Genomic DNA, 20042 nt, shown 5'->3' with positions numbered 1-20042 from the left:
TTGGTAGATATAGCTTAGCTTTTTATATTAGCTGCTTAGTAAAACGTTTTACTAAACCGTTTTCGACTAGTTTAATTATTGTTTATGCGATTAGAATCACTACTCTTAGGTTTTTGTTTGTTAATTTTTTCCAGTATTGGTTATTCCCAGAATTTGGATTTCGAAATTAAGGGAGATAGAGAAACCGGTTATTTTGTTCAAATTTTGGATGGGACGGATGAGTTAATAGGAAATCAAGGAGAATTCAATCTGCAACTCTCTAATTTAGATAGAAGTGTAAGTTTTAAGATTGAAAACTGGAAGGCTGCTTCCTATGAAAATACGGTAAAAGGATTTATTTTAAAGAAAGCCCAATATCTAAAGGATTTTGATTCTAATTTGTATTCCGAAGTAGAATATGAAAAAGTAAGTCCATCCCTGATCAAAAAAACTTTAAGAATTAGTCAGAACTCCATTCCTAATTTCTACTATTCTGTAGATTTCACTAATATACCTGCCTTTACGCCTCAGAAATATGTGAGTTTTGAATATGGGAATTTTGAAGGAGGAATGGTTCATGAATTATATCCTTCAGCGGGTTTTATTACTAATGAGGATGAGGTAGTTGGTTTTCTAACAAACCCGGGGTACCAAAACAATTTTACCAGAACCACAAGGAGACGTTTTTCAGGTCGGGGCGGAGGAATGGTAGGAATGCGCATATTACCAGATGCAAATTTACTTTCGACAGCAACCCCAAAAGAGCAGGATAATGGGAAACATTATATCAAATACACATATGGAGAAGCTCTAAATTTAGACCATGGTGAAAGCTCAGAATTGCCAATTCCGGATTTGTTTTCTAAAACCGGAAATTTAAAGCTAAAGCAAAAGGATTCCCTTATTGAAATGACTTTTCCTAAAGGGGAAAAGGCTGGAATAGAATTTCTGTCTGGGATGAAACCTCAAAAAATTTACAGCATTTCATTTTCTGCAAAAGGGGACATGCCTCTGGCTCTGAAACTATATAATTATAAAAATGGAGTTGAAGGATCTGAACTGGAACACGGCATAAAATATATCGACGGGTTTCCTTTAGAGAAAGATAGTTGGCAGGAATTTAAGGCGAGTGTTATGGTGCCTTATACAGAAGCGGAAGATGTTAAAATGTTTATAGGAAGGACCAATGGCTTAAGTGGATCTCTTAACATTAAAAATCTAAAAATACAGGAACATGAACCTTACCGATTCGATTATAATAGGCTGCCAATGGGAGATACTATTGAAAAAGTTACCTATGTTTTTATGAGGCCCTGGAAGGATCAGAAGGATTTCAAGGTTTCTTCTCAGGTTAAGCTGGCTGAAGGGATGGGGTTCGAAGGGACAGAAGTAGAAAAAATGCTGTATGCTAATTTTCAAATGATGACCTGGATAACTTCAATTGATGATGAAAAACCTTTTAATGTGCCCAATCTGAATTATTCTCCGGATATGTACAACAGGGATTCTTTTTGGTCTGTAATCTCTACATACAATAAAGAACTGAATGTTTCAATCTGGAATCAATGGGCGGCCACACAAACTCCGGAGGGTGCAATAGGAACTATAATCACTCCTTATATGGGATCTGTTGAAGCCAAAGATAATGAAGCAACTATAGAATGGTTGGTTTGGGGGTTGTTGAATAAAAGAAGATTTGGCGTTGAATTACCACAAGAGAAAATTCAACTTGCGGCAGATTATATATTAAATGAGTTTGATGAAAACCGGGATGGGAAATGTGCTTCGCATTTTTCAATGAGTCAGGTAGACGTTATGGAATACCATCCAAAGACAGAACGAATGGCTGCAAATCAGGGAATGTTTGCGGTTGCACTTAAGGCCATTCAAGCTCTGGGTCTGGAAATAGAAGAAGACTATGTAAAAAAGGCGGAAGAGGAGTATCGAAATTTTTATGATAAGGATAGGAAGCATTTACTCTTTGATTCTAATTACCCAGATCTTATAAGTGTTACCGACCTGGTTCCTGAATTCCTGTCACTTTGGGTTTTTGAAAAGCCTATGCTTACTAATGAAATGGTTCAAAATCATTTAGATCAGATTCCAGCATTAAATAAGGTTGAAAATTCTGTGCATCCTGAGATAGGAACAACGGCCCCAATTATTGTTAGGTTAACTAATGACGAAAAGGGATATACATATATGGATGAAAATTATCAGCCTTTTGGGGAGTTTGGGTCTAATAATTACGGAGATAACAGTAGGGACGGGTTTTATTATAATGGGGGTAGTTGGCTAAGAGCAGAATATACGGCATATGCGGTAGGATATTGGCACGGTTGGAAGCCCGCGAAGAAACGAATGGAGAATCGATTATGGGCAGAAAAAAATCTTAATCCGAATTGGCCTTACAGCAAGGAATTTATTCCAACCAAATGGGAATCCTATGATGAATGGTGGCCGTCTACCAAAGGTCTTAGCTGGAATGTTTTTATTCTAATGGCTAATGAATTCGTAGGGAATAGAAAGCCTGAAATGGACCCTGATTTTAGAAAAGAAAATAAATACTAACATACTGGATTACTAACTTAAATTGAAAAATTATGAAAAAAAATAGTTTAATTTTTAGCCTGGTGCTAATACTGGCAAGTGTTAGCTGGGGGGCTACTTTTGCCCAAACTGTGAGTGGTGTTGTAACCGCCGCAGATATTCCCATTCCGGGGGTTTCAGTGGTTGAAAAGGGTACCAACAACGGGGTAGTAACCGATTTTGATGGCAATTACAGTATTGATCTTGATGATGCTAATGCCGTTTTAGTTTTTTCCTATGTTGGTTTTCAGACTCAGGAGATAAGCGTAGATGGCAGACAGCAAATAGATGTATTTCTTGAAGATGAAGTATCACAATTAGATGAACTAATTGTTGTGGGGTATAAATCCCAAAAAGGAAGAACTATTTCGGGAGCACTATCTTCCGTTAATGTGGATAATCTCGAATCCAGAAGGGTGCCTGAGGTTACTCAAGCGTTGCAAGGTCAGGTTGCAGGTGTTAATATAACTCAGAGTACCGGTGCTCCTGGAGATGAAGTTGAAGTAAGGATTCGTGGTAATGGTACCATTGGAAATAATAATCCGCTGTATGTAATTGATGGAATTCCTTCCAGAGAAATCTCTTTTCTTAATCCGTCTGATATTAAGTCGATGACTGTATTAAAGGATGCTTCTGCAGCTTCTATTTATGGTTCCAGAGCAGCAGGGGGTGTAATTGTTATTGAAACCAAGAGCGGAAGTGACCGTAAGGGTATCCAGGCAAATTATTTCACTGGTTTTCAAAAAGTGACCAATCTTCCGAATATGCTCAATGCTGAGCAATATATGCAAACCGTTGAGCGTGCTTGGAATAATGCCGGTTATGAAGGAGAAAATCCTTATACAGCAGATTTAAACAGATCTGATTTTGCTGATGTAGATTATCTTGATGAGCTTTTTGAATTAGGTCGAACACATTCCGCACAAGTAACTGCTTCAGGGGGGAATGAGAATACAGGTTATTTCTTATCTGGAGGATATTTTGGTCAGGATGGGCCAGTGGTTTACGATAATGATCAATATAAAAGAATTAATTTTCGCTCAAATGTCCAGTCTAATGTAACTGATAGATTTAGAGTGGGTGCCAATTTGCAAGCTTCATATGAATATAAAGATAGAATCTCATCCAGTGGTGACGCTCCTGGAATTATAAGACACGCATTTTTACGTCCTCCTATTATTCCTGTTAAAAAAGACCCTTCTGATCCAACTTATTCTGAAGAAGATCCTTTTACAGATTTACCATTTTATCAAGGGCCTGATAGTTTCGAAAGCAGTAAATATGAATATTCCCAAAATCCTATAGCCCTGGCTTATTTTACAGATGATGCCGCAAGAACATTTAAAACTTTTGGTAATCTCTTTGCGGAATATAGTCTCCTGGAGGATAAATCATTAACATTCAGAACAAACTTCGGAGCAGATATTAACTTTATTCATAATAAAGCCTTTGGTGTTAACTTCGGGGATGACGATGGAGGGGGAGCAGCCCGGGATAGAGGTCTAGGACGACAAAACAGACCTAATAGTCTCGGTGAAACCAGAGGGGAAGATATCACTCTAACCTGGAATAATAGCTTAAGTTATTCCAAAGAATTTGATGAGCACTCTATTGATGCTTTAGTAGGATCTGAATTCATTACTTCCAGATTATCCAATTTAAATGCATCCCGTACTCGATTCGATTTTACTCAACCGAATTTCCGTTATATCGATTTTGGTGATACAGAACAGGATTTATGGAATGGAGGTCTTGCAGAGGAATGGTCATTATTTTCATTCTTTGGAACTGCCACTTATTCTTTCCAGGATAAATATATGGTTACTGCGAATCTAAGAGCAGATGCTTCATCAAGATTTGCCGAGGAAAATCAGTGGGGATATTTCCCATCATTCTCTACAGGTTGGATGATTTCAGAGGAAGAGTTTACTGAAGACCTGACCTGGTTATCAGAATTGAAATTAAGAGCGAGTTGGGGACAATTAGGAAACCAGGAAATCCCGAATTTTGCTTATTTAACATTATATAGGAGAGATGCCGACCGTTATTTGATAAGCCGTTATGGTAACCCTGATCTAAAATGGGAAACCACGACCCAAACTAATGTTGGGTTAGATTTCGGAATAATCGATAATAGGATATACGGTAGTGTAGATTACTTTAAAAAGGAAACTACTGATATCTTATTGCCTATTTCCCTGCCAAACTTTGTGGGGGATGTTTCTCCAACTTTCCTAAATGCAGGTGAGGTAAGTAATAGTGGACTTGAATTTGCCTTGTCATATAGAAATTACGATAATGAATTTAAATATTCAGTAAGTGGTAATATAGCTACTTTGAAAAATGAGGTGAATTCTTTACATCCAAACCTACCTTACATAAATGGAAGGGTTACCCGTACCCAACCAGGGGAAGCCTTGAACTCATATTACGGATTTATCCAGGAAGGAATTTATCAAAATGAGCAGGAAATTGCAGATCATTTAAGTGGTACATCCAATCCGGCACAACAACCTGGAGACATTAAATTCAAAGATTTAAATGGCGACGGAAGAATTAATGATAATGACCGGGATTTTATTGGGAATCCAAATCCAGAATTAAGTTTTGGTTTGAATGCAGGCTTTGATTACAAAGGTTTTGATTTCAGTTTGCTTTTTCAAGGCGTGAGTGGTGTTGATCGATATAATGATTTGAAAAAGATAATCGATTATGATACCCGTCCATTTAATTTCACAGATAGGGTACTTGAAAGTTGGGATGGAGAAGGTTCAACAAATACTATCCCTCGGGTAAGCTTTACTGATAACGGCAGTAGCCGGATTTCAGATATTTTTGTTGAAGACGCTTCTTATCTTAGGTTAAAAAATATTGAATTGGGTTATAGCCTAAGTCTACAGGAAGAAATAGGTGTAGAAAGCCTTAGGGTTTATACTTCCGGCCAAAACCTCTTTACTATAACCGATTATTCTGGGCTTGACCCCGAATCAACAGATTTGATTGATTTTGGAACTTACCCCCAATCATTGACAATTTTATTTGGGGTAAATATTACCTTATAGAAAGGCTTGAAATTAAAAATTCATAAAATGAAAAATATAACGAAAACAGTAATTATAGCCCTTAGTGTAGTACTTTGGGGCTGTGAATTAGACGAAGAACCTATAGGTTTAATAACCAAAGATCAGATAAGTGCTGAGCCTACGGCGAGCACGATTACCTCGAGTGTAAATTCTACTTATCAACTTCTTTCCAGTACTTTAAATATTGTTGGGGAATGGGCCTGGGATGATGGACAGGTAACAAAGAATGATTTTATACTTCAGGATATTGCTGCAGGAGATATGAATAAAAAATGGAATCCAGATGGAGACCAGGCTTGGATGGACGAAATTGCAGCCTTTAATTTCACTTCTATGAATGGAGCATTTAATGGAGCCTGGAGTTATGATTATGAAGGAATATCCAGAGCAAACCAGGCCATTGCTACCTTAGAGAATACTGAAGTTGTTGCTACCACCAGTTTATCTGATGCAGAAAGAGAAAGGTTGTTGGGAGAAGCCTATTTTTTAAGAGCATTCTATTATTTCGATCTTGTTAATCTTTTCGGCGATGTTCCCTTATTAACTGAACCATTAGAGGATTTCGGTGCAGCTTACGAGGTGTCTGAAAGAGCACCAAAAGAGGAAGTTTTAACTTTGGTAAGTAATGATCTGCAAGCCGCAGTAAATCTTTTACCAATGGGGAAATATTCAAGTCCCTCAGAACCCTGGAGGGTTTCTATAGGTGCAGCTAAAGCAATGCAGGCTAAACTTGCTTTATATGCTGAAGAATGGAATTCTGTGATAAGTCTTGTTGAAGAATTACAATCCTGGGGTTATTATTCCTTAAATCCTCATTATTATGATTCCTTTGATGTTTCCAAGGAATTTCAGGAAGATGAAGTGATTTTTGCTTATGATCATCAGGAACAGCAGAATCCCGGAAAGGGGAACGGACTTGCTGCCTTAATGGGATGGGGTTTTGTAGCTCCTACTGATGATTTTGTAGAGGCATTTGAGGAAGGAGATCCAAGGTTGAAATATACCGTGGATAGTGAAGCACAATCTGTAAATAAACTATTAGGTTCAACAGATGGACAGTATAAAGGGAATGATGATTCACCGGGTAACAGAGTATATATAAGATATGCCGATGTATTGCTTTGGAAAGCAGAAGCACTAATCGAAATAGGGGAAGTAGAAGCCGGTCTGGAAATTATTGATCAAATAAGGGAAAGAGCGGAGAATACTCCGGCTTTAGATGGAGCCTCAACCAGTCTCGCTGAAGTATCAGGACAGGGTTATTCCCAGGAAGAGGCTATAGAAATTTTAAGACACGAACGAAGACTTGAACTTGGATTTGAATCACATCGGTTCAATGATTTAAGACGATGGGGTATTGCTGAGGAAGTTCTTACGGAAATGGGGAAAAATTTCCAGGAATATAATTATCTGTATCCAATTCCGCAGGGTGAGATAGATAAGAGTGGAGGTCAAATAGAACAGAATCCCGGTTATTAATTAATAAAATGAATTTATAATGAATAAAAGTTATATAGTAATATTTGGATTCCTGATTAGTTTAATAGGCTACAGTCAGGAAACCTTAGAAAAAGGCACATTAGAGAAAGAATGGATGATGGGCCCCTTTGAAAGATTTGAAGATCCAAAACCTATCATTAAAAAGGATAGTACAACAACATTTATGGATCCCATGACTGATAAAGAAATCAGATGGGAATCTATGGCCACCTTTAACCCTGCCGCTATAGTCAAAGATGAAAAAATCCATGTTTTGTATAGAGCAGAGGAAAAATTAGGTGAAAAAGAGATAGGAGGACATACTTCCAGAATTGGACTGGCAATTTCCAGCGATGGGGAAGAATATAAAAGAATGAAGGAACCTATTTTTTATCCGAACGATGATCATCAGAAAGAATTTGAATGGACGGGAGGTACAGAAGATCCAAGGATTGTAGAAACCGAAGATGGGCTGTATGTTCTAACCTACACTCAATGGAATAGAGAATATCCAAGATTAGCGGTCTCTACATCAAAAGACTTAAAAACCTGGAATAAACAGGGCCCTATATTTGAAGAATGGAAGGATGGCAAATATCATAATACGGAGACTAAGTCAGGAGCTATAGTTACAGAGCTGAAGGATGGAAAGCTTGTAGCTGCAAAGATCAATGGCAAATACTGGATGTATTACGGAGTACCTCATATTTGGTTAGCTAGTTCCGATGATTTAATCAATTGGGAACCTGTTGAGGATTATGCGGGGAATTTAGCTCCTGTATTAAGTCCCAGACCCGGATATTTTGATTCCTGGTTAGTAGAAGCAGGACCACCACCGGTTTTAACCGAAGATGGAATTGTAGTAATGTACAATGCAGGGAACTCCCAAAATATTGGGGTTAAAGATTTAGGAAATAGAATTTACACAGGGGGACAAGCTTTGTATGATGCAGATGAACCATGGAAACTTCTTGATAGATCCAATGAGCCTTTTATTCAGCCTGAATTACCTTTTGAAAAATCAGGACAATATGAAGATGGAACAACGTTTATAGAAGGTTTAGTGTACTTTGAAGATGAGTGGTATTTATATTATGGTACGGCAGATAGTATGGTAGGCGTGGTAAAAACAAATAACGACTAGAGAAATTCTAATATGGGTTTAACTAAAAAACTCCTAACCGGAGCAATTGTTTCTAGCTTAGGAGGATTGTTATTCGGTTTTGATACTGCAGTAATTTCGGGTGCGGAGCAAGGTCTAAAAGTATTTTTTGACCTTGATCCCGTCGCCCATGGATTTACAAATTCAATTGCTTTAATAGGAACTATTATTGGGGCTATTTTTGCTTTCTGGCCTGCGCAAAAATTAGGTAGAAAAAAATCACTCTTATTTATTGGATTTCTATTTGGGTTGTCTGCGATTGGGTGTGCCTTAACCAGTAACTGGGAGCTATTCCTATTATATAGATTTTTAGGAGGGCTAGGGGTAGGAGCATCCTCAGTTATAGCTCCGATGTACATCTCCGAAATTTCTCCTGCCACCCATAGGGGACGTTTAGTCGGGTTGTTTCAATTCAGTATTGTATTTGGAATTTTATTAGCTTTTATATCTAACTATTTTATAAAGATCCAGATAGAGGATGAAGCCTGGAGATGGATGTTAGGTGTTGAAGCCATTCCTGCAATAATATTTTTTATGCTCACATTCTTTATTCCAAGAAGTCCACGATGGATGATAATAAAAGGCAAGGATGAGGAAGGTCTTCATATTTTGAGACAGTTGGGTGATCTAAAGGCAAAGGAAACCTTTAACAGTATCAAAAACTCCTTACACCAGAATGTAAAAAAGGATAGTCTATTTCAGAGTAAATATTTCAAACCTTTACTTCTAGTTTTCCTAATGGCCACTTTTAACCAGTTTTCCGGTATTAATGCAATAATGTATTATGCACCAAGGATTTTTGAGATGTCTGGAATCGCCCAGGATAGTGCTTTTCTTCAAGCAGCAACTGTAGGATTTGTAAACATGGTTTTTACTATAATAGCGATGACTCTTATTGATAAGATTGGAAGAAAAAAGCTTATGGTCTGGGGAACCTTAGGTATGATTATTAGTTTGATTTTTAGTGCCTTTTATCTAAATGAATCTGAAATTGGATCAGGTTTATTAATTATACCCATTTTAATTTTTATAGCAAGTTTTGCTTTTTCTCAAGGAGCAGTTATTTGGGTTTTCATATCTGAAATATTTCCTAATCGAGTAAGAGCATCCGGACAATCCTTTGGTACTTTCATTCACTGGTTTTGGGCTGCTATATTAACATGGTTGTTTCCGGTGGTAGCTGATTTGCCAAATGGAGGTACTTATGCTTTTGGTTTTTTTGCGGTAGCCATGATATTTCAGTTATTATTTGTTTTTAAATTGTTTCCGGAAACTAAAGGAAAGACTTTGGAAGAAAATGTTTAGTTTGAACAAGCTGATTAGGAAAAGCCTGATGATATCATTGGAGAGAAGACTATAATGGTTTTAGGCCACATAGTTCATTCGAAGATATGTCCCCCAATTAATACATCGAAAAGAAAATAATAGCTCAGATTTTCTACTTTTAGCCAATTCGAAAATTGGAAGAGCTCATTCCATTCTTACCCAACGTCCTGCCTAAGGATTAGAGTGTAGGAGAATAGAAATAAATAGGATTTTTTCCACTCCTTTGGATTTTTTCCTATTTTTACCCTTATGGAAGAACAGTTATTTGCAGTGATTGATGTTGAAACCACGGGAGGGGGAATAAATGGAAATCGGCTTACCGAAATCTGTATCGTGTTGCTACGCGGTTCTAAGGTGATCGATAAATTTACCAGTCTTATCAATCCTGAGAAGGAGATTCCGGGACATATTACGGCGCTTACCGGCATCGATAATGATCTGGTGGCTGAAGCCCCTAAGTTTTATGAGCTTGCCAAAAAGGTAGAAGAATTTACCCGGGACGCGATCTTTGTGGCGCACAATGTGAATTTCGATTATAATGTGCTGCGCAATGAATTTAAAGAATTAGGCTTCGAGTATACCCGAAAGAAACTTTGTACCGTCCGTTTATCCCGAAAACTCATTCCCGGATTATTCTCCTACAGTCTCGGTAAATTGTGTGATTCCATAAACATACCTCTTTCTAATCGCCACAGGGCCGAAGGAGATACCGATGCTACAGTAATCCTTTTTCAGCGTTTGTTGTCACTGGATGATGAATACCGCGTGATCAATTCTTTCCTGCACGCCAGATCGCGCCAGGCTACCCTGCCGCCGCATATTGACTCAGACCAGATCCATAGTCTGCCTGAAAGTTCAGGGATCTATTTATTCAAAGACAAACAACATAAGGTGATTTATGCAGGGAAAGCCAGGGATATTAAAAAACGTGTGGTCTCGCATTTCTATGACCGGATGAGCAAGGAATATCACCTGGGGCAGGAAACTTACCATATTGATTATGAAACTACCGGCAACGAATTGGTGGCCCTGCTCCTGGAGGCCGAATGCATCAGGAAGTATTATCCCAAATTCAACAAAGCACAAAAAAAGCCAGGACCGGTTTACCAGATCGTGAGTTATATTAATCAGCGGGGTGTCCTGCAGCTGGCCCTGGAAAAGACCAACAAAAGGCGAGAATCCATAGGGATTTTTTACAGCCGTGCTTTGGCACTAGAAAAGCTGGAATTCCTTTGTCGGGAATTTAAACTCTGCCCTAAATACTGCAGTCTGCAAAGCAACGTGAGAGAGTGTTCCCATTACAGCATCGTGAGTTGTGAAGGAATTTGTTCCGGGAAGGAAGAGGTGGAAGCATACAACGAGAAAGTAACGGCAGCCATCACTTCTATTACAGAGGAATCCTCAACTTTTGTGATTAGGGAGAAGGGCAGGCATTTTGAAGAAGAGGCTTTTATTCTTGTAAAAGAAGGCACCTACCAGGGCTTCGGATTTATTGATACTGAAACCCAGGTGAACCAACCGGAAGACTATGAGGCATTTTTAAAACGGCAGTCGGCAACCTATTATACGCACAAGATTCTGAGTAATTATTTGCGTAAGCAGGGAGCACCAAAGCTGATCTTTTTTGAAAACCAATCGGACTCTAATTCGATACAACCGGTGTCTAAGTTAAATAACAATTCCCTGATCAAATCAAAGCACGGCAGCCTGGCCCTGGAATTTTAGCGAGGCATGCTCATTGGGCTTAACCTAATAGTTCCTTAATTCTTTTAGGTAAGTCTTAGATGTAATAAAAATGCCCATTTACAATATTGGGGTATCGAAGAAAAGGGCAGGGATTTGGGGTGGCGAAGCAAGGGAAAACTACACAGATTTTTATGGGGGTTTTCCTGTAATTTTAACCAAAAAAGCTATGGAACGAATACCTTTAAGGGAATCGGCACGCTATGATTATTTTGACAACAGAGAGCTTGCTGATGATATGTTGGAATTTACGTTTGGGTATTTCTATAATGGTTCAAGGCAAGGCATCCATAGCAATATTATTGAATTATCGGTGGTGACCTGGATTATGGATCATTCGGAGAATTTGTTCATCCGGTATTGCAGGTATGGAGGATCAAAATATACCTGGAAAGAAAAGATCACAGATCAGCTGAAGATTTTAATGCGGGATATTGATATTAGCGAAGGATTAATTAATGGGCAACTGAGGTTTTTTGAGGTAGATCAGGAACAGTATTTTAAACGGGATGCATTTGAAAAGAAATTTTTGGAGTTGCGGTCCCGGATGAAGTCGGTTAGATGAAATTTAAGCTAAGAGCATTTTCAGGGAATTTGAGTTGTTTTGGTTTAAGAAATAGTGATTGAAGCCTGGCCCTAAATAATTGAACAGTGATATGCTGGAAATTTGGATTGTATTTAAAAAAAAACCGCCTTTTCATTTGTGAAAAGGCGGTTACCAACCATGTTTGGTAAGATAGACCGGGGATTGAGATCCCATCCAGCCCTCTAAAATCAAACAGTAAAGCCTCTTTTAACCGGGATTTATTTCAATATATTTATATATCAGGTATTTCAATTCCCTAAACACTTTAAAGTGTTTGGTAAGGGTTTTCTTAAAGATCAAATGATCTTTAAGGTAGAAATTTTCACACTGAACATCATCACATTCTTTCAAGCCTTCTTGTTTTATATTGTATTCCTGAAAGGTCTTTAGATGTATCTCATTTATCTTCCTTACTCCTATTAGCTGATCTTTTAGATATTGTAAATCTTCAAGATTGATCTTTAGCTTTAGTTCATCAGTAAAACCAGAACTGAATAATTCAAGAAAAAAATCAATTTCGGTATTTATAATTTTTAAACGTTCTTTCCATTCCGAAGATTCAGTTTGGATACTTAATAACTGCACCTCATGATCGTCATAATGGTCCTGAAATTTATCTATCATCATTTTTTTGTTTCTAATTTTACTTCCTGCTGTCTTACATCCTCAATGCTAATAATATTTTCCCCTGTAGGAAAATTCCATTTCAACGTGTCCCCCCTGGCGTAACCAAAAAGTGCCAGCCCCATTGGGGCAAGAATTGAAATTTTGTTTTGCCTGATGTCGCTTTTCTCCGGGGTAACTATCTGGTATTCCCTTGAAACGTTGAAAGGGGTGGTAATGCTTACAAATGAGTTAAAACGCACCACGTCATCGGGCATCTCTTTATTGCTTAAAACACGGGCATATTTCAATTCTTCGTTTAATTTATGAATGGAGTCCTTATAATTTACATCCTTGTAATATTGGGCCATTGAGATTATACGGTTCAAGTATTCCTTTTCTTTCTTTTCAATTATTATCACACCGTACTTCATCTGTTCTATTTTTAAAATATTATTTACTGTCTAAGGAAAAATTCCTCTTTGGTTATAGGCGGTTTCTATTCTGGAAATCGCAATTACATAGGCAGCGGTTCTCCAATCTGTTTGAGAATCATTCACTTCGGTTTGAACTTTTTTAAATACCTGCAATATCTTTTTTTCCAGTTTGTTCATGACCTCGTCGAGTTCCCATAGCTCCCCGTTACGATTTTGTAACCATTCAAAATAGCTTCCTATCACTCCTCCAGAATTACATAGAATATCAGGAATTATTGTGACTCCTTTTTCAAGTAGAATTTTTTCTCCTTCAGAAGTTGTAGGCCCATTAGCACCTTCGGCTACTATTGGAGCCTGTATCATATAAGCATTGTCATCGGTGATTTGATTTCCCAGCGCTGCGGGGATAAGAATATCACACTCCAGACCGAAAAAGCTCTCGGGATCAATTTCATTAGCACTAGAAAATCCTTTTATAGATCCTTTTCGTGGGCTGGAGTGCTGTGATAATTCTTCAACTGCAATTCCGTTTTCATTATATAAGGTTGCGTGAGCATCCTGTACGGCGATTAGTTTTGCACCGTCTTCGGTTAAAAATTTGGAGGCCCAGTAACCAACATTACCAAATCCCTGAACGATAAAAGTTTTCCCTTTCAGGTTTTCACCTTTAGATTTTATTAATTCTTTAATCGTAAGATACACCCCAAATCCGGTAGCCCGATCGCGGCCTTCGAGACCGCCAGAGCCAACAGGTTTTCCTGTGACCACATGTTGATTTTGAGATCTTTCGGAAGAGGAAATCGTAGACATATAGGTGTCTGCGATCCAGGCCATAGTTTGGGCATTGGTATTCACATCGGGAGCGGGAATATCGTGTTCAGGACCAATATTCTCTCCCAGGGCATAGGTGAATCTTCTTGTAATCCTTTCCAGCTCGGCATCAGAATAGTTACGGGGATCAATTTGGATTCCTCCTTTTGCACCTCCGTAAGGAAGGCCTGCAAGCGAAGTTTTCCAGGTCATCCACATCGCCAGGGCTTTTGCAGCATCCACATCTACGGTAGGATGATAACGCAGGCCTCCTTTGTAAGGACCTAAGGCATTATTGTGTTGAACTCTGTACCCGGTAAAAACCTCTACCTTTCCATCATCCATTTTTACAGGAAAATGGACAATTATTTCATTATTGGTGATACCAAGTATTTTTCTAATATTAGAATGCAGGTTAATGATGTCGGCGGTTTTATTGAATTGTTTTAAAACCGTTTCGTACATGCTTTGCTTATTTACTGTTTGAGAAGTTGTCATATTTTATTTTATTCAAAGTGTTCACAATATAATTTCCTGGTTTCTTTCCAGGTGCATTGATGTCTCAAATCGCAGTTGAAACACAAACTCTTAAGAAGATCATTTCCCGGTCTTGGTAAATTATCGGGCAGTTCCTCCAATACTTTCGTGACCGGCATTTCAGGCATATTCATAAATATTCATTTTAAGTTCCTTCCACTTAAGTCAAAGCCTGTGCCCGACAGAAAATCCATGAGGGATGTGCGTCATAAAACACTGATTTTCAGTATAATGAAAATTTAAAGGCATTTAAATTTTTAAAATGGACTGGAGAGAAGTCACCCGGGCGGAGAGAAATTACCCGGAAATTATTTGAGCTTTTCGCGAAGGGTTTTGCGATCTATTCCTAATATTTCAGCAGCTTTGGTTTTATTCTGTTCGGTCATCGCAAGAACCTTCAGAATATGTTGTTTCTCTATTTCCTTCAGACTTATTAAGCCGGGATCTATTTCGGGCATTTGATGCTTCACCCAGGAGGGTAATTGGGCCACGTCTATAATATCCTCACTCATTATTATAGAGCGTTGAATTACATTTTCCAGTTCCCTGATATTCCCGGGCCAGTTATATTTTTTCAGGATTTCAATAGCCTTCGGACTAATTTTAAGTTCCTTTTTGCCGTATTCGCTCTGGTATTTCTTTAAAAATGTGTGGGCTAAAGATGGGATATCCTCTTTGCGGTCTCTTAAGGGCGGGACCTGGATATCTACAACATTAAGCCTATAAAAGAGATCTTCTCTAAAACTGCCATTTCGCATCATTTCCTGGAGATCGTTATTGGTGGCAGCGATGACCCTTAGGTTTATTTTATCGGTATTTCTGGCCCCCAACATTCTCACTTCTTTTTCCTGGAGCACCCGCAGCAAACTTACCTGTACTGCCTGTGATGCTGTCCCAATTTCATCCAGAAAGATTGTGCCGCCGTTTGCAGCCTGAAAGTAACCCGGCCTGGTTTCGTTTGCTCCGGTAAAAGCCCCCTTCACATAGCCGAAAAGCTCAGACTCCAACAGGTTTTCAGGAATAGCTCCACAGTTTACGGCGATGAATGGATTCGCGGCATAGGAGCCTTTATAATGTATGGCCCTGGCCACCAGCTCTTTTCCCGTTCCGCTTTCTCCCTGAATGAGAATAGTGGCACGGTTGTTTTTAACGCGATCAATAAGGTCTACAATCTTATGAAAAGCCGGGGATTGTCCTACCATTCCCGCATAGACTTTTGTTTCTGTCTGAGTAGGGCTTTCTTTTTTAGGACTGAATGTAGCTTTGGCAAGGGATTTTTTTACTGATTTAAGGAGTTCCTTTCGGGTAAATGGTTTAGATAAATAATCCAGGGCTCCTGCCTGTATAGCCTCAACAGCACCATCGACTGAGGGAAATCCGGTAATTACCAGTTTTGGGAGATCCGGAAAATTATCAGAGGCATATTTAATAAGCTCCATTCCATTTAAACCCGGCATCTGTAAATCGGTTATTAATAATTCAATCTTGCTGTTCTTAAGTATATCCAGGGCCTCCAGTACCGATGAGGCTTTGTAAACGTGATAATTTTCTGCTTTGAGATTGCGTTGAAGGACCTCCAACATATCAAAGTCATCATCTACAATCAGAATATTTTCCTTATAAACCTGCATAACTATATTTTTATAGGCAAACGGACTTTAAAAATAGTGCCTTTGGGAGTATTATCCAGAGCTTCTATTTCACCCCGGTGGCTTTTAATTATTCCGTGCACAACACTAAGCCCAAGGCCCGATCCCTCCCCAATGGGTTTGGTGGTAAAAAACGGCTCGAAGATGCGGCTTTTATTTTCAGGCTTTATACCACTTCCTTGATCAGCAATTTCCAAAAATAAATTGGGATCATCCCTGTAGATATTTATTTTAATAAGAGAGCCCTTGGGTGAATGATAAATAGCATTAATCAGAAGGTTAAAGATCACCTGCGTTAACTGTATAGGATCTATTTGCATTTTTAATTCAGGATCCTCATAGTTCAATTCATAGCTAATCCCGGCTTTTTTGAAATTTGGTTCCATTAAAGCCAGGGCCTGGGTTACCACGGGTTTTATGCTGGTAAGTTGAATATTCTGTGGCATTTCACAGGAAAAAAAGATGAGTTTCTTAACCACTTCACGAGAATGCACTGCGGCCTTAATAATCTTTTGAGCATCTTTCTTTATTTGTTTATCTGTGGTTTTGGACTCAATAAATTCAGCAAACCCAAGGATGTTTCCCAGAGGAGTATTAAGCTCGTGGGCGATTCCTGCGGTTATTTCTCCAAGAATACTCAGGCGGTCGTTTCTTTGGGCTGTTTGTTTAATGCGCTCCTCTTGATTCTTCACATGTAGGCGTTCCAGGAATAATGTGATCTCATAAGCTACTTTATCCAATAGGCGCTGTTCTTCTATTAAAAAATGTGCAAGTGAGAGATCTTTAGATGGGTAATGAACCCTGATAAACCCGATATTCTTTTTAAAGAGTTTTATACTGCTTTCCTGGAAGTGAGATTTATCAGGAACAGGCCCCGTACTTTTTTTCTGATCCTCAATTTTTATCTCTACAGTAGCCTGGGAAGGAAATCTCCAGGCGTTTTTTAGAATGTGAATAATAGCCTCAATAGTATCAGCAACCGATTCGTTGTGCTCTCTTATGGCAGAGGAGACTTTATACAAACAAGAGAGTTCTTTGATGCGTTCCTGAAGTTTTTCCTCAAGGGAGATATTGAAGGGCATAGGCTAAAAGATGTTTAAGAGCTCTCCAACAAAGGTAAAACATTTTTAAGCCAAAAGTAGTGGTTGAAATAAAGCAGCCTTTTTCAAGCCTTAAATAAAGGAAAAAACTGCCCCAGGTTTGATTTTGGCTTTAATGTCAATAGATGTAGTATCGTTTTTCTAGTCCTTAAATAATTGATGATATAAATCTTTAAAAGTGGGGTCATTAGGATCTTTATAATTGGGATCTGGAAGTTCAAAGGTTAAGGTGTCTTCATATTTTACAACCTGTAAATCGAATGTATTTGCATTTTTAATGATAAGGAAAGGCTCGTTTAAATCTGTAAATGACGGATTTCTATGGGACTGACTCCCAATAATAGGCTGGTTTTTGATTTTAAACCAATCTGGTTTATCAGAAACTAATTTAGTGCCCACCGGAATTATGAGCTTATTATTTAAAAAAGCGGTACCATGGTCAATCCTCTTTTTTCTTACCTCCAGGTGAATTTTTGATGATTTTTCTAAAGTATAATAATTATCATATGCTGTGGAGCTATTGTAAAGCATTACTGCACCGAATAAGATTAATACGAAAACTGATATTATTACAATTGGTGAAATAGCGAATTTTTCTTTTCTCAAAGAAGTTGATCTTTTTGAAGGAAGTTTTTCTGTGTTTAATTTTTTATCTCTTAACAGACCCTTATTTTGAATGCTTTGAATGATTTTCTTTGGATCATTATAACTCCAAAAAATTATATTTTTGTCGTACCCGGAGATCTTATGTTTAATTTTTATTCCTTGCGCTATCCATGGGAAATAATAGACTTCTTCGATATTTACCAGATCTTGAGGATAGAATATTAAGTTTTGAAATCCTGTATTGTTGAGTTCAAGTTTTTCCTCACTAATAATTAATGAAGCAAACGGAATAGTTAAATTCCTTGACCCTATTCTAGATCCTCCTATATATTTGATGTTATCTTTTTCCTTCAAATTAAACTCACGGTATTTCTAAAAAAATGTAGGGGAACGGATTTTGTTAAGGCAAGTAGGGGCATGGGAACTAGGTGATTTCTTTTCACTTTTTTAATTTTATATTCCTTATTTAGTTCTTGGAATTATAAACCCATTATTAACTTTCTTAAACCCAATTTTTGGATAGTATTCCATAGCCATAGGTGCAGAAAGTAAAATTAATGCAGTTTCTTCCCCAATTTCTTTTTCTGTTAGTTTTATTAATTGCTTACCAATTCCTGCTTTTTGGTATTCACTTTTCACCGCCAAATCCGATAAGTAGCAGGCATAGCAAAAATCGGTTATTGAACGTGAAATTCCAATCAGTTCGTTATTTAGCCAAGCGGCGGTTATTATCAGGTTAGAATTTTCATACATTTTTGCTATTCGATCGCTATCTTTTGTAGGTCTTTTGATTCCTGAATTATCATAAACTTCGATTATTTCAGATATTTTTGGAAGCATTCCAACTTTATATTTTATGTCATTCATTTGATCGCCACGGGCTTTTTTTATACTCCAAATTGTCTTAAATGATGATCAGTATGCTTGTAAGCTAAGATTCCTATTTGTTCTTTTGTCATTTTGCCAAAGAAGTCGTGGACAAAATTCGGATTGTTATAGTTTTCATATTCACATAACAATGAAATCCATTTTGATTTTTCAGCTTCCAAATCTCCATTCAATTCCTTTGCTTTGAACTGGGCAGATGTAGGAATATTTTTGTCAAAAGGCTTTTCGTCTTTTATCATTTTTTTCAATGCCATCTTCCCAAATATTTTTCCCATAAAGGTTTGTTTATAGGTGTGGTTTCCTTTTCCAAGAATCCACCCATTCCAATACGTATTATGTTTTAGCATTTGGTAAACGTTCATTTTTCCCCATTCGGCTTTTTTATTTTGATTGATTCGTCCAATTCTGCCAATGAGTTCATCCCTATTATTTTTGTCGAAAATTGTTTTCATCATTAATTTGTTTACCGCTATTTTTTTCAAGCTTGTTGCCAACGTCTCCGGTTAACGCAAGTAGCGGACCCGGGGAACTTGAATTTTTCGGTTATGTTATCTTTTTAAAGGTAGTCAAAACTGTAATTTTTTGATGGTCTGCCGCTATTTGCTCGTTAACCGATATTGCCAACAGTATTTTATTTAGGCTTCGTTTTTTGGTAATTGCTTAAAAACTTTTAGTGCTTTTTTTAGTATTTGAAAATAAGGTAATCTACGCTCAGCGAAGTGATTCATATCCATTAAACCAACAGTAGAATTTGCATCTCCAATTTTGGTAGCATTACCTTTTATGCCATAATCATGAGATTCAATTTGATAAATAACTTTTATATCAAACTCTTCATCTGAATATTCTAATTCTTTATTTGAAGGTCTTAGGGTTGAATTTTTATAGTCTAAAAGCATTATTAAGTTTCCTAGTCTTAAATTCCAATAGGAATTGTAAGTCGACATTTCTATTAATGGAAATTTTCCTATCGTATTATCAATAGCATTCAATAAGTTATCAATACCTCCATATAGTTTTGATAAAATATCAAAGATTAAGAAAATAGGAGTTGAACTCGTGTAAATATTAAATCCTTTACCTGCTTTTATTGTTTGGTCTGATGGAATATATGGATTTTTTAAAAACGCAATTAGATTACGCATGCTTAAGGAATTTGAGTTTATAAAATACTCTAAAATAAAAGCTAATTCCTTTGAATAATAACTATCAAAATTTGCTTGAATATGAGCTTGAACGATATTATTATTTGAATTGATACTACTGAAGAATTTTTTAAAACTAGCAATAATTACTTTGGAGAATTTATATTCGAAAATTTCTATGGAGTAAAACTTATCTATATAGCCGGTAAAATCAATATCTGTCCCATAACGATTGTGAAAAATCCCCCTGATGTTATCTATATCGCAAATCAGAATTACTTTATCAAAACCAAACTTGTTTTCTCCATCTAGATCGTAAT

At 37.4% G+C, this 20042-nt stretch carries 17 protein-coding genes; 7 read left to right on the top strand and 10 right to left on the bottom strand.

Features of this window, described 5'->3' with window-relative positions; translation table 11 throughout:
• Positions 1 to 84: 84 nt before the first annotated feature.
• From BUW93_RS10900 to BUW93_RS10870, 7 genes are all read left to right on the top strand, one after another.
• The gene (locus BUW93_RS10900; RefSeq protein ID WP_081211739.1) at positions 85 to 2550 is read left to right on the top strand and encodes a hypothetical protein; all 2466 of its coding nucleotides are present in this window, start codon (positions 85 to 87) and stop codon (positions 2548 to 2550) included.
• 32 nt (positions 2551 to 2582) lie between these two features.
• Complete coding sequence (locus BUW93_RS10895; RefSeq protein ID WP_081211738.1) at positions 2583 to 5630, top strand: SusC/RagA family TonB-linked outer membrane protein; 3048 nt, start codon at positions 2583 to 2585, stop codon at positions 5628 to 5630.
• Positions 5631 to 5657: 27 nt separating this feature from the next.
• Positions 5658 to 7130 (top strand): RagB/SusD family nutrient uptake outer membrane protein, encoded by a 1473-nt coding sequence (locus tag BUW93_RS10890; RefSeq protein ID WP_081211876.1) that lies wholly within the window; start codon positions 5658 to 5660, stop codon positions 7128 to 7130.
• 19 nt (positions 7131 to 7149) lie between these two features.
• Complete coding sequence (locus BUW93_RS10885) at positions 7150 to 8274, top strand: glycoside hydrolase family 130 protein (RefSeq protein ID WP_081211737.1); 1125 nt, start codon at positions 7150 to 7152, stop codon at positions 8272 to 8274.
• Between the two features lie 12 nt (positions 8275 to 8286).
• Positions 8287 to 9597, top strand: coding sequence for a sugar porter family MFS transporter (locus tag BUW93_RS10880; protein ID WP_081211736.1), 1311 nt, complete (start codon positions 8287 to 8289; stop codon positions 9595 to 9597).
• 270 nt (positions 9598 to 9867) lie between these two features.
• On the top strand, positions 9868 to 11343 hold the full coding sequence (locus BUW93_RS10875) for an exonuclease domain-containing protein (RefSeq protein ID WP_081211735.1): 1476 nt from the start codon (positions 9868 to 9870) through the stop codon (positions 11341 to 11343).
• 70 nt (positions 11344 to 11413) lie between these two features.
• The gene (locus BUW93_RS10870; RefSeq protein WP_081211734.1) at positions 11414 to 11926 is read left to right on the top strand and encodes a hypothetical protein; all 513 of its coding nucleotides are present in this window, start codon (positions 11414 to 11416) and stop codon (positions 11924 to 11926) included.
• A 228-nt stretch (positions 11927 to 12154) separates the two neighbouring features.
• Here the strand turns inward: BUW93_RS10870 and BUW93_RS10865 are convergent, their stop codons facing one another.
• From BUW93_RS10865 to BUW93_RS10825, 10 genes are all read right to left on the bottom strand, one after another.
• Positions 12155 to 12574, bottom strand: coding sequence for a hypothetical protein (locus BUW93_RS10865; protein ID WP_157893316.1), 420 nt, complete (start codon positions 12572 to 12574; stop codon positions 12155 to 12157).
• On the bottom strand, positions 12571 to 12984 hold the full coding sequence (locus BUW93_RS10860; protein ID WP_081211732.1) for a GreA/GreB family elongation factor: 414 nt from the start codon (positions 12982 to 12984) through the stop codon (positions 12571 to 12573). Before BUW93_RS10860 ends, BUW93_RS10865 begins: the two co-directional genes overlap by 4 nt.
• Positions 12985 to 13014: 30 nt before the next feature.
• The gene (locus tag BUW93_RS10855; RefSeq protein WP_081211731.1) at positions 13015 to 14295 is read right to left on the bottom strand and encodes a Glu/Leu/Phe/Val family dehydrogenase; all 1281 of its coding nucleotides are present in this window, start codon (positions 14293 to 14295) and stop codon (positions 13015 to 13017) included.
• Positions 14296 to 14303: 8 nt separating this feature from the next.
• Positions 14304 to 14468, bottom strand: coding sequence for a hypothetical protein (locus BUW93_RS14950; RefSeq protein WP_157893315.1), 165 nt, complete (start codon positions 14466 to 14468; stop codon positions 14304 to 14306).
• Positions 14469 to 14642: 174 nt separating this feature from the next.
• Complete coding sequence (locus tag BUW93_RS10850) at positions 14643 to 15965, bottom strand: sigma-54-dependent transcriptional regulator (RefSeq protein ID WP_081211730.1); 1323 nt, start codon at positions 15963 to 15965, stop codon at positions 14643 to 14645.
• A 2-nt stretch (positions 15966 to 15967) separates the two neighbouring features.
• On the bottom strand, positions 15968 to 17065 hold the full coding sequence (locus BUW93_RS10845) for a sensor histidine kinase (protein WP_081211729.1): 1098 nt from the start codon (positions 17063 to 17065) through the stop codon (positions 15968 to 15970).
• A gap of 159 nt (positions 17066 to 17224) precedes the next feature.
• Positions 17225 to 18043, bottom strand: coding sequence for a hypothetical protein (locus BUW93_RS10840; RefSeq protein ID WP_081211728.1), 819 nt, complete (start codon positions 18041 to 18043; stop codon positions 17225 to 17227).
• A 108-nt stretch (positions 18044 to 18151) separates the two neighbouring features.
• Positions 18152 to 18556 carry a GNAT family N-acetyltransferase gene (locus BUW93_RS10835; protein ID WP_081211727.1) on the bottom strand — a complete coding sequence of 135 codons (405 nt, stop codon included), beginning with the start codon at positions 18554 to 18556 and terminating at the stop codon, positions 18152 to 18154.
• Positions 18557 to 18576: 20 nt separating this feature from the next.
• The gene (locus tag BUW93_RS10830) at positions 18577 to 19071 is read right to left on the bottom strand and encodes a DUF1569 domain-containing protein (RefSeq protein ID WP_232778347.1); all 495 of its coding nucleotides are present in this window, start codon (positions 19069 to 19071) and stop codon (positions 18577 to 18579) included.
• A gap of 141 nt (positions 19072 to 19212) precedes the next feature.
• Positions 19213 to 20042, bottom strand: an 830-nt coding sequence (locus BUW93_RS10825) for a hypothetical protein (RefSeq protein ID WP_198537009.1), incomplete at its 5' end; no start/stop codon positions are given.

The sequence above is a fragment of the Salegentibacter sediminis genome (genome assembly GCF_002078605.1).
In the GTDB taxonomy this organism is placed as follows: Bacteria; Bacteroidota; Bacteroidia; order Flavobacteriales; family Flavobacteriaceae; genus Salegentibacter; species Salegentibacter sediminis.
This window is presented reverse-complemented; position numbering and strand designations above follow the sequence as displayed.

Coding starts and splice junctions, on each gene's coding strand:
- BUW93_RS10850 (WP_081211730.1), bottom strand. CDS start 15,965: ATGCAGGTTTATAAGGAAAATATTCTGATTGTAGATGATGACTTTGAT.
- BUW93_RS10885 (WP_081211737.1), top strand. CDS start 7,150: ATGAATAAAAGTTATATAGTAATATTTGGATTCCTGATTAGTTTAATA.
- BUW93_RS10890 (WP_081211876.1), top strand. CDS start 5,658: ATGAAAAATATAACGAAAACAGTAATTATAGCCCTTAGTGTAGTACTT.
- BUW93_RS10895 (WP_081211738.1), top strand. CDS start 2,583: ATGAAAAAAAATAGTTTAATTTTTAGCCTGGTGCTAATACTGGCAAGT.
- BUW93_RS10870 (WP_081211734.1), top strand. CDS start 11,414: ATGCCCATTTACAATATTGGGGTATCGAAGAAAAGGGCAGGGATTTGG.
- BUW93_RS10865 (WP_157893316.1), bottom strand. CDS start 12,574: ATGATGATAGATAAATTTCAGGACCATTATGACGATCATGAGGTGCAG.
- BUW93_RS10855 (WP_081211731.1), bottom strand. CDS start 14,295: ATGACAACTTCTCAAACAGTAAATAAGCAAAGCATGTACGAAACGGTT.
- BUW93_RS10880 (WP_081211736.1), top strand. CDS start 8,287: ATGGGTTTAACTAAAAAACTCCTAACCGGAGCAATTGTTTCTAGCTTA.
- BUW93_RS10845 (WP_081211729.1), bottom strand. CDS start 17,065: ATGCCCTTCAATATCTCCCTTGAGGAAAAACTTCAGGAACGCATCAAA.
- BUW93_RS10860 (WP_081211732.1), bottom strand. CDS start 12,984: ATGAAGTACGGTGTGATAATAATTGAAAAGAAAGAAAAGGAATACTTG.
- BUW93_RS10900 (WP_081211739.1), top strand. CDS start 85: ATGCGATTAGAATCACTACTCTTAGGTTTTTGTTTGTTAATTTTTTCC.
- BUW93_RS10875 (WP_081211735.1), top strand. CDS start 9,868: ATGGAAGAACAGTTATTTGCAGTGATTGATGTTGAAACCACGGGAGGG.
- BUW93_RS14950 (WP_157893315.1), bottom strand. CDS start 14,468: ATGAATATGCCTGAAATGCCGGTCACGAAAGTATTGGAGGAACTGCCC.
- BUW93_RS10835 (WP_081211727.1), bottom strand. CDS start 18,556: ATGAATGACATAAAATATAAAGTTGGAATGCTTCCAAAAATATCTGAA.